Raw genomic sequence first — 10,472 nt, forward strand, 5'->3', positions numbered from 1 at the left:
GACGCACTGAGTGTATCCATTTATTGAATACAACAAATTAGGGTTTGTCATCAGTCTGGGGCTAATGTAATTAGCCCCTACATTTCGGGCATTTGGTTCATATGTAGGGGCAAATTACATTTGCCCCAGATTATTGACAAAATCTTTTTTCATTCGGACGCACTGAGTGTATCCATTTATTGAATACAACAAATTAGGGTTTGTCATCAGTCTGAGTTATCCTTATGGGATAACTCTTTTTTATGTTAATTTACCACTTTAAATAAAAGTTAATTCAAACTGAGAGTTGAAACTAAAATGACAACAGAAAATATCAGCACGCCTAAACAGGCGTTTGTTGGCTTACAAATGCTATTTGTCGCATTTGGGGCTTTAGTCCTTGTTCCGTTAATTACGGGTCTTGATCCTAATACTGCACTTTTAACCGCAGGTGTCGGCACACTACTTTTCCAACTTTGTACTAAAGGACAAGTGCCAATTTTCCTTGCTTCTTCCTTTGCTTTTATTGCACCTATTCAATATGGCGTACAACAATGGGGCATTTCCGTCACAATGGGGGGCTTGATTTTTACAGGCTTAATCTATTTTGCACTGTCAGCTTTAGTTAAGTTAAAAGGGGTTGCTATTTTAGATAGAATTTTCCCACCTGTTGTTGTTGGGCCAGTTATCATTATCATCGGTCTAGGTTTAGCACCTGTTGCCGTAGATATGGCATTAGGCAAAACAAGCAATGTGCCTTATGAACAAGCTATTATCGTTTCAATGGTAACCTTAATCACTACATTGATCGTGGCGGTATTTGCTAAAGGTTTAATGAAACTTGTACCGATTATGTTTGCTATTGCGGTCGGTTATATTCTGTCTATCTTTATGGGATTAGTGAATTTCCAACCTGTGCTTGATGCGGCGTGGTTTAGCTTACCAAACCTAACCACACCTGAATTCAAACTTGAGGCAATCTTATATTTACTGCCTATTGCACTTGCTCCAGCCGTTGAACACGTTGGTGGTATTATGGCAATTAGTTCTGTAACAGGTAAAAATTTCTTACATAAACCAGGTTTACACCGTACGTTATTAGGTGATGGTGTTGCTACATCAGCGGCCGCAATGTTAGGTGGCCCACCAAATACAACCTATGCAGAAGTAACAGGAGCGGTAATGCTAACTAAAAACTTCAACCCACGAGTAATGACGTGGGCTGCTTGTTGGGCTATCGGTATCTCTTTCTGTGGAAAAGTGGGCGCATTCCTACAAACTATCCCTGGTGTTGTAATGGGTGGCATTATGATGTTAGTGTTTGGTTCAATCGCTGCAGTTGGTATGAGTACCTTAATTCGTGCCAAAGTAGATATGGGCGAACCACGCAATTTATGTATTGTTTCAGTTGTAATGACATTTGGTATCGGCGGAATGTTAGTCAATGTTGGCGAATTTTCACTAAAAGGTATCAGTCTTTGTGCGATTGTGGCTATTCTTTTAAATCTGGTTCTACCAAAAGCACCAGAGCCAAAAGATGACTAATCCATAATCTAACTATCTTACCAGTTCAAGTAAGCGGTCGCTTTTACAGGATTTTTTGCAAAAATCTGCTAAAATCAGACCGCTTATTTATTTAACTTATTGAGAGGATACAATGTTTGTAGAAATTTACGGTCGTTTGACTTGCCCATATTGCACTCGTGCAAAAGCCTTAGCTGAAAAAATGAAAGCGGAATTAGCCGATTTTGATTTTAAATTTATTGATATGATTGCTAAAAATATTTCAAAAGAAGATTTAGAACCGCGTGTTGGTAAGCCTGTTGCCACCGTTCCACAAATTTTCTTAGATAATCAACACGTTGGTGGTTGTACAGATTTCCAAGCACTCGTAAAAGAAAAATTTGGGATTGAGGTTTAATTTCGCCTTATTATGTTGAATTTGCTAGCATAAAGGGAAATAAAATATTTGTTTACAGATGTAAAAAAGTGTTTGCAATTTGATTTTTGCTAGTATATATTCCAAATCAATTCAAATTAGGAGTCGTTATGAACATCACATTAAGAAACCATCATCATCGCCATTTACCTGAATAATCTTTCGGGCATTTAGCGTGTTCGGAAGAATCTTCCGAGCGAGAAATGTGATTACGATACCTTAAAACCATTTTAGACCCCTCGGAAGGCAACTTTCGAGGGGTTTTTTGTTAGTCAATTTTTTAACTTAATTTTCAAATTTTAACTTTAACTTAGAGGACAAAACTATGTTGTTATCAAACGAAGTGGTCATCTCAATTATTGTGTTACTCGCATTAAGTTTAATGCGAATCAATGTAGTAATTGCGTTGATTATTGCCGCATTAACTTGCGGTATTTTAGGAAACAGTGCTGATGGTATGGCATTGGGCGAGGCCTTAACTACCACCGTAAAAACATTCACAGGGGGTTTAGGCGGTGGAGCTGAAACCGCAATGAACTATGCCGTATTGGGTGCTTTCGCTGTGGCATTATCCAAATCAGGTGTAACAGATTTATTAGCTTATAAAGTGATTCAATCTTTTGGGAAACGCCCATCAGGTCGCTCTGTATTTTGGTTTAAATATATGGTGCTGTTTACTTTAGTGGCTTTCTCAATGTCATCACAAAACTTAATCCCTGTACACATTGCCTTTATCCCGATTGTTGTTCCACCATTATTAAGTGTAATGAACCAGTTAAAAATTGACCGCCGTGCTGTCGCTTGTGCTTTAACCTTTGGATTAACCGCAACTTATATGTTAATTCCTGCGGGTTTCGGTCAAATCTTTATTGAAAATATTTTGGTTAAAAATATCAATCAAGCAGGAGAAACTTTCGGTTTAGTTGCATCGGTGGCAAGTGTTACCAAAGCAATGGCAATTCCTGTGGCAGGTATGATCTTCGGGTTATTACTCGCAATCTTTGTTACTTACCGTAAACCACGCACTTATGTTGAAACTGCCCAAGCAAAATTAGACGATATTGAAACTCGTGTAGCACAAGTCAAATCTTTCCACATTTGGATCAGTTTAATTGCGATTGTTGCAACTTGTGCAGTACAGCTCTCAACTAACTCAACAGTATTAGGTGGGTTAATCGGTCTGGTGATCTTCGCATTAGGTGGTGTGTTTAAACTCAAACAGAGCAACGACATTTTTCAAGATGGCTTACGTTTAATGGCAATGATTGGCTTTGTAATGATTGCAGCATCAGGTTATGCCAATGTCGTCAATTCAACAGGTGGCGTATCTGAATTAGTACAAAGTTTAAAAGGCACGATTGAAACCAAAGAAATGGCTGCATTCTTAATGTTGTTAGTTGGTTTACTGATCACAATGGGAATTGGTTCATCTTTCTCAACAGTGCCGATCATTGCTTCAATCTATGTGCCACTTTGTATCTCTTTCGGTTTCTCACCATTAGCGACTATCTCTATTGTTGGGGTTGCAGCAGCACTTGGCGATGCAGGTTCACCAGCTTCAGATTCAACCTTAGGACCAACATCAGGCTTAAATGCTGATGGTAAACACGATCACATTTGGGACTCAGTTGTACCAACCTTTATTCACTATAACATTCCGTTATTAGTCTTTGGTTGGATCGCAGCAATGGTGCTGTAATATCAAATATTATCTCAAGCGGTGAGATTAAGAGAAAAATTTGCAAAAAATGAGTGTTATCTCACCGCTTATTTATAAAATGGATAAAAAAAACTATTGATTTTAATTAAAAAAATTGTATATTCCATTTTGATATAACTTATTTAACATTTTTATAACAACAACCACACTTGGGGTGAACAATGAAAAAATTAACACAACTATCACTTATTGCATTAGCAGTGGCTTCTGGCTCGGCAATGGCAGCACCTAAAACATTCGTTTATTGTAGCGAGGCATCGCCTTCATACTTAAGCCCTGTTTTGGGAACAGACGGAGCAACACTAGATGCGTCAGGTCAGACAATATTCGATCGCTTAACGGCATTTGAAAATGGCACAACTAATGTAATTCCATCATTAGCAGAAAAATGGGATGTTTCTGAAGATGGTAAAACTTATGTATTCCACTTGCGTAAAGGGGTTAAATTCCAAAGTAATAAAGAATTTACGCCAAGTCGTGATTTTAATGCCGATGATGTTGTTTTCTCTTTCAATCGTCAGCTAGATCCAACAAATGCATACCACAAAGTATCAGGCGGTAATTACGAATACTTTACTGGAATGGATATGCAAAATATTATTTCTAAAGTAGAAAAAGTAGATGACTATACCGTCAAAATTAGCCTAAATGTGCCCAATTCACCATTTTTAGCAAATTTAGCGATGGATTTCGCATCTATTTATTCAGCAGAATATGCGGAAAAATTACTTAAAGCAGGCACACTAGAGAAAATTGACAGTAATCCAATTGGGACAGGACCTTTTGAATTTGTTTCTTATCAAAAAGATTCGGCTGTACGTTATAAAGCCTTTGAAAATTACTGGGGTGGCAAAGCTAAGATTGATCGTTTAGTTTTCTCTATTACGCCAGATGCTTCAGTGCGTTATGCTAAATTAGCGAAAGGCGAGTGCCACGCAATGCCATATCCAAATCCTGCGGATATCGAAAAATTAAAATCTGACTCTGCGATTACATTATTAACCAAACCGGGTTTAAACATTGGTTATCTCAACTTTAATGTGAAGAAAGCCCCATTTGATAATGTGAAAGTTCGCCAAGCATTAAATTATGCGGTAAATAAAAAAGCTATCGTAGAAGCGGTGTATCAAAACGCAGGTCAGGTGGCGAAAAACCCAATCCCACCGACAATGTGGTCTTACAATGAAGATGTGAAAGATTACGAGTATGATCCAGAAAAAGCGAAAGCGTTATTAAAAGAAGCAGGTTTTGAAAAAGGATTTGAAACCGATCTTTGGGCAATGCCAGTTTCTCGCCCATATAACCCAAATGCGCGCCGTATGGCAGAGCTTGTACAGGCAGATTGGGAAAAAGTAGGAGTGAAAACAACTATTGTTAGCTACGAATGGGGTGAATACCTTAAACGTATGCGTGCAGGCGATCACCAAACTGGTATGATGGGCTGGACAGGCGATAATGGTGATCCTGATAACTTCTTAAATACCTTATTAAGCTGTGCGGCAGTAGAATCGGGTTCTAACTATGCAAACTTCTGCTATAAACCATTTAATGATTTAGTGACCCAAGCGGCTCAAGAAACAGATTTAGCGAAACGTACTGATATGTATAAACAAGCTCAAGTTATTTTTAAAGAGCAAGCACCTTGGATTACCGTTGCACACTCAACGACCTATTTCCCTGTGCGTAAAGATGTGAAAGGCTATGTGGTTAGTCCATTTGGTTTACACAACTTTTATTCTGTGGATTTAGAAAAATAAGCAAATAAGCGGTTGGATTTTTCATTAATTTTGAAAATTAAGGTAGAATGCAACCGCTTGATTTCTTTTGCTATCACAAGATAGCAAAAGAACATTTTTATTTTTAAACGAAGAGATGTTGAATGATTCAATTTATTCTTAAACGTGTATTGATGGTTATCCCAACATTTTTTGCGATAACCTTAATTACCTTTGCTTTAGTGCATTTAATTCCGGGGGATCCGATTGAAATTCGGATGGGGGAGCGAGGACTGTCGCCAGAAGTACATCTACAAATGATGAAACAGTTGGGTTTAGATCTACCGCTATACGAACAATATTTTAATTATATTAAAGGGGTCTTTCAGGGAGATCTAGGCAACTCTTTCCGCAATAACGAACCTGTATTAAAAGAATTTTTCACGCTCTTTCCAGCAACTGTCGAACTGGCTTTTTTTGCGTTACTTTGGTCTTTAATCTTAGGCATTATTCTAGGTGTTGTTGCCGCAGTAAAAAAAGAGTCTTGGATTTCTCATACGGTAACATCAATGTCATTAACAGGCTATTCAATGCCTATTTTCTGGTGGGGTCTTATTTTAATTCTCTATGTCTCAACTCCACTAGGATTGCCTGCATCAGGGCGTTTACCCGCAGAGTTTTGGATTGAGGCTGACACAGGTTTTATGTTGATTGATACGTGGAACTCGGACGAACCGGGGGCATTTATAGCCGCTTTAAAATCCCTTGTTCTGCCTGCAATTGTGCTTGGTACAATCCCACTGGCGATCATCACTCGAATGACTCGTTCATCAATGTTAGAAGTGCTGGGCGAAGATTATATCCGAACAGCAAAAGCCAAAGGGTTAAATACAACCCGTATTGTGATTGTTCACGCTTTGCGTAATGCGTTAATCCCTGTTGTTACGGTGGTTGGGCTAATCGTTGGGCAATTATTATCAGGTGCGGTATTAACTGAAAATATTTTCTCGTGGCCGGGTATCGGCAAATGGATTATTGATGCGATTAACTCACGAGATTACCCTGTATTACAAGGTTCAGTGCTGATTATTGCGACTATTATTATTTTAGTGAATCTGACCGTAGATTTACTTTATGGCGTGGTAAACCCACGAATTCGCCATACTTAATTGATTTTTGGAGTGATTGATGTCTAGTGTTGAAGTAACTTCACCTGCTCCCTTAACGCCTTTTCAAGAATTTTGGTACTATTTTCGCCAAAATAAAGGGGCGGTTATCGGGCTGACTTTTATCGCAATCGTTTCGTTTGCGTGTATCTTTGCCAATTTTGTTGCTCCGTTTGACCCAATTGAGCAAAACCGTAATGCTTTGCTACTTCCACCAGCGTGGTTTGATGGTGGTAACAGCCAATATTTACTCGGAACAGACGATATTGGGCGTGATATTCTTTCCCGTATTATTTATGGTGCAAGATTATCTATTTTTATCGGCTTATTGATAGTATTGATGTCTTGCGTGCTTGGCGTCATTCTCGGTCTATTGGCAGGCTACTATGGCGGCACTATTGATATTGTGATTATGCGTTTTGTCGATATTATGTTGGCAATTCCAAGCCTACTATTAACTATCGGTGTTGTTACTATTCTAGGGCCTTCGCTTATCAATGCGGCAATTGCGATAGCGGTGGTTTCTATACCAAGCTATGTTCGTTTAACACGAGCTTCTGTGCTAAGTGAAAAAAATCGAGATTATGTTACCGCTTCTCGAGTTGCAGGAGCGGGTGTATGGCGTTTAATGTTTATCGTTATCTTACCTAACTGTCTAGCTCCCCTAATTGTACAAATGACAATGGGGATCTCTAACGCAATTTTAGAGCTTGCAGCACTCGGTTTCTTAGGAATCGGTGCTCAACCACCAACACCAGAGCTTGGCACAATGTTGGCGGAATCTCGTGGTTTTATGCAATCGGCAAACTGGTTAGTCACCATTCCTGGATTAGCAATCTTATCGCTTGTGCTGGCTTTCAACCTAATGGGTGATGGCTTGCGTGATGCACTTGATCCAAAATTAAAACAGTAAGGGCAGAAAATGGCATTATTAGAAGTAAAAGAGCTTTCCGTCCACTTTGGTGATCAAAAAACACCATTCAAAGCTGTGGATCGTGTTAGTTATACCATTAATGAAGGTGAAGTATTAGGTATTGTGGGGGAATCAGGTTCGGGAAAATCGGTCAGTTCATTAGCGATTATGGGGCTAATTGACTACCCAGGACGTGTAATGGCAAATGCTTTACATTTTGATGGCAACGACCTTCTCTCATTAAAACCGAAAGAGAAACAGAAAATCGTAGGTGCAGATGTATCAATGATTTTCCAAGATGCAATGACAAGCCTTAACCCAAGTTATACCGTAGGCTATCAAATTATGGAAGCCTTAAAGGTTCACCAAGGTGGTTCAAAAGCAAGTCGTAGAGCAAGGGCGGTTGAATTGCTTACAATGGTTGGTATTCCCGATCCTGTTTCTCGTTTAGATGTTTACCCACATCAATTATCAGGGGGAATGAGCCAACGTGTAATGATCGCAATGGCGATTGCCTGTAACCCTAAATTATTGATTGCTGACGAACCAACTACCGCATTAGACGTAACCATTCAAGCACAAATTATTGACTTACTGCTTGAATTACAACGCAAAGAAAATATGGCGTTGATCTTAATTACTCACGATTTGGCACTGGTTGCGGAATCCGCACATCGCATTATCGTAATGTATGCAGGGCAAGTGGTTGAAGAGGGAAAAGCAGAGCAAATTTTCAAATCGCCATTGCACCCTTATACACAAGCATTATTAAAAGCCTTACCTGAATTTGCGGAAGGTAAATCACGCTTACAATCACTCCCAGGGGTTGTACCGGGTAAATATGACCGACCACAAGGCTGTTTATTAAACCCACGTTGCCCTTATGCAACGGAGCGTTGTCGCCAAGAAGAACCAGCATTAAGAACACTAAATGGACGACAAGTAAAATGTCATACGCCATTAGGTCTTGACGGCTTACCAAATAAAAACGCTTTCTTATAAGCAGTGAAGAAATTGAGTTGGAATAATAAGTATGCAAAATCTCAATCAAAACGCACCGCTATTAGATGCGGTGGACTTAAAAAAATATTACCCCGTCAAAAAAGGAATGTTTGCCAAACCGAAAATGGTAAAAGCCGTTGATGGTGTATCTTTTACCTTAGAACGTGGGAAAACCTTAGCGATTGTTGGTGAATCTGGCTGTGGAAAATCAACCTTAGGGCGAATGCTCACAATGATTGAACGCCCAACAGAAGGCGAGCTATTTTATAAAGGGCAGAATTTTCTAGTTAGCGATAGCGAAACAGAGAAATTACGCCGTAAAAAAATTCAGATTGTATTTCAAAACCCTTATGCGTCACTTAATCCGCGTAAAAAAGTCGGAGCAATTTTAGAAGAGCCGTTATTGATCAACACCGACCTTTCAGCACAACAACGCAAAGAGCAAGTGCTAGAAATGATGGCAAAAGTAGGATTAAAACCTGAATTTTACGACCGTTACCCACATATGTTCTCAGGCGGACAACGCCAACGTATCGCCATTGCTCGTGGGCTAATGCTTCGCCCTGATATTGTTGTTGCAGATGAACCTGTTTCAGCACTTGATGTTTCAGTGCGTGCTCAAGTGCTTAACTTGATGATGGATCTCCAAGAGGAAATGGGCTTATCTTATGTGTTCATCTCTCACGATCTGTCTGTGGTAGAACATATTGCCGATGAAGTAATGGTAATGTACCTAGGACGAGTTGTTGAGCAAGGCGAAACCAAGGCAATTTTCAGTAGCCCACGTCACCCTTATACTCAGGCACTTCTCTCGGCAACCCCACGTTTAGAGCCAGAACATAGACGTGAACGTATTAAGCTCACAGGTGAACTACCTAGCCCGCTCAATCCACCAAAAGGCTGTGCCTTTCACGCACGTTGTCGCCTTGCAACCGAACGTTGTAAACAAGAACGACCAGAGCTAAAAACTTACCCAGACGGCACAAAAATTGCTTGTTTTATGGTGGAGTAGATACATTTATATAGCCAGTTTTATTATAGAACAATACAAAGAAGTTTATATATTTTTATAAATGTAAGGTTGTGATTGACATCAGTATATTTAAAGTAGAAAATTCGCAACAATTTTTAATCTTCAGGGCAGGGTGAAACTCCCGATCGGCGGTAAAGTCCGCGAGCAGAGGCGAAAGCCAAAGCAGGATTTGGTGGAATTCCAAAACCGACAGTATAGTCTGGATGGAAGAAGAGCAATTTAGATTTAAACACTCGATATTTGTCGAGTGTTTTTGTTGTGCTTGGAAACGCCTTGAGATCTGATGATTTCAAGGCGTTTTCTTTTTATAACACTAAAGCTAACTTAGGTGAGATCACCACTCGTATTGAATAAGCGGGTAGATTTTACCTAAAGTTTGCAACGCTGATCGTCTATTCCAAATACCCGCCCTATATATACAATTTATCGAATGAGTCATACAGAATTTATGCAAAAAGCCATTGATTTGGCAAAACAAGGAGTTGGCTGGACAAACCCTAATCCTTTAGTTGGGTGTGTAATCGTCAAGAATGGTGAAGTCATTGCAGAAGGTTATCATACACGTTATGGCGAATGGCACGCAGAGCGTCAAGCTATCTTAAATTGTCAGCAGGACTTAACGGGAGCGACAGCCTACGTTACTTTAGAACCTTGTTGCCATTACGGACGAACACCACCTTGTTCTGATTTATTGATTGAAAAAGGAATTAAAACGGTTGTAATTGGTTCTGCTGATCCAAATCCATTAGTGGCAGGCAAAGGTATTACTCAATTACGCAACGCAGGTATTGAAGTGATTGAAAACATATTGAGAGAAGAATGTGATGCGTTAAATCCGATTTTCTTTCACTACATTCGCACCCAACGTCCTTATGTTTTGATGAAATATGCAATGACGGCAGATGGGAAAATTGCCACTAGCACTGGAGAATCTAAATGGATCACTAGTGAAACAGCTCGCCAAAGCGTTCAACAAACCCGTCATCTGTACAACCCAAACATCGT

9 protein-coding genes, 1 riboswitch and 1 other annotated feature are annotated in these 10,472 nt (G+C 39.6%); all 9 genes read left to right on the top strand.

Features of this window, described 5'->3' with window-relative positions:
• Window positions 1-297 precede the first annotated feature (297 nt).
• Window positions 298-1,524 carry a uracil-xanthine permease family protein gene (locus A1D25_RS08400; protein WP_157395237.1) on the top strand — a complete coding sequence of 409 codons (1,227 nt, stop codon included), beginning with the start codon at window positions 298-300 and terminating at the stop codon, window positions 1,522-1,524.
• A gap of 112 nt (window positions 1,525-1,636) precedes the next feature.
• The gene (locus A1D25_RS08405; RefSeq protein WP_157395238.1) at window positions 1,637-1,900 is read left to right on the top strand and encodes a GrxA family glutaredoxin; all 264 of its coding nucleotides are present in this window, start codon (window positions 1,637-1,639) and stop codon (window positions 1,898-1,900) included.
• A gap of 151 nt (window positions 1,901-2,051) precedes the next feature.
• Window positions 2,052-2,187 (top strand) — a sequence feature (His leader region).
• Between the two features lie 59 nt (window positions 2,188-2,246).
• On the top strand, window positions 2,247-3,617 hold the full coding sequence (locus A1D25_RS08410) for a Na+/H+ antiporter family protein (RefSeq protein ID WP_157395245.1): 1,371 nt from the start codon (window positions 2,247-2,249) through the stop codon (window positions 3,615-3,617).
• A 182-nt stretch (window positions 3,618-3,799) separates the two neighbouring features.
• Complete coding sequence (locus A1D25_RS08415; RefSeq protein ID WP_157395239.1) at window positions 3,800-5,395, top strand: ABC transporter substrate-binding protein; 1,596 nt, start codon at window positions 3,800-3,802, stop codon at window positions 5,393-5,395.
• 122 nt (window positions 5,396-5,517) lie between these two features.
• On the top strand, window positions 5,518-6,522 hold the full coding sequence (locus A1D25_RS08420; RefSeq protein ID WP_157395240.1) for an ABC transporter permease subunit: 1,005 nt from the start codon (window positions 5,518-5,520) through the stop codon (window positions 6,520-6,522).
• Window positions 6,523-6,541: 19 nt separating this feature from the next.
• On the top strand, window positions 6,542-7,432 hold the full coding sequence (locus tag A1D25_RS08425; protein ID WP_157395241.1) for an ABC transporter permease subunit: 891 nt from the start codon (window positions 6,542-6,544) through the stop codon (window positions 7,430-7,432).
• A 9-nt stretch (window positions 7,433-7,441) separates the two neighbouring features.
• Entirely contained in the window at window positions 7,442-8,434 is a 993-nt protein-coding gene (gene dppD / locus A1D25_RS08430; RefSeq protein ID WP_157395242.1) for a dipeptide ABC transporter ATP-binding protein, read from the top strand.
• Between the two features lie 31 nt (window positions 8,435-8,465).
• Window positions 8,466-9,446 carry a peptide ABC transporter ATP-binding protein gene (locus A1D25_RS08435; RefSeq protein WP_157395243.1) on the top strand — a complete coding sequence of 327 codons (981 nt, stop codon included), beginning with the start codon at window positions 8,466-8,468 and terminating at the stop codon, window positions 9,444-9,446.
• Window positions 9,447-9,561: 115 nt separating this feature from the next.
• A riboswitch (FMN riboswitch) is annotated at window positions 9,562-9,686 on the top strand.
• A gap of 211 nt (window positions 9,687-9,897) precedes the next feature.
• A partial coding sequence (gene ribD / locus A1D25_RS08440; RefSeq protein ID WP_157395244.1) for a bifunctional diaminohydroxyphosphoribosylaminopyrimidine deaminase/5-amino-6-(5-phosphoribosylamino)uracil reductase RibD occupies window positions 9,898-10,472 on the top strand: 575 nt, incomplete at its 3' end.

This window comes from Ursidibacter arcticus, assembly GCF_009761375.1.
Classification (GTDB): domain Bacteria; phylum Pseudomonadota; class Gammaproteobacteria; order Enterobacterales; family Pasteurellaceae; genus Ursidibacter; species Ursidibacter arcticus.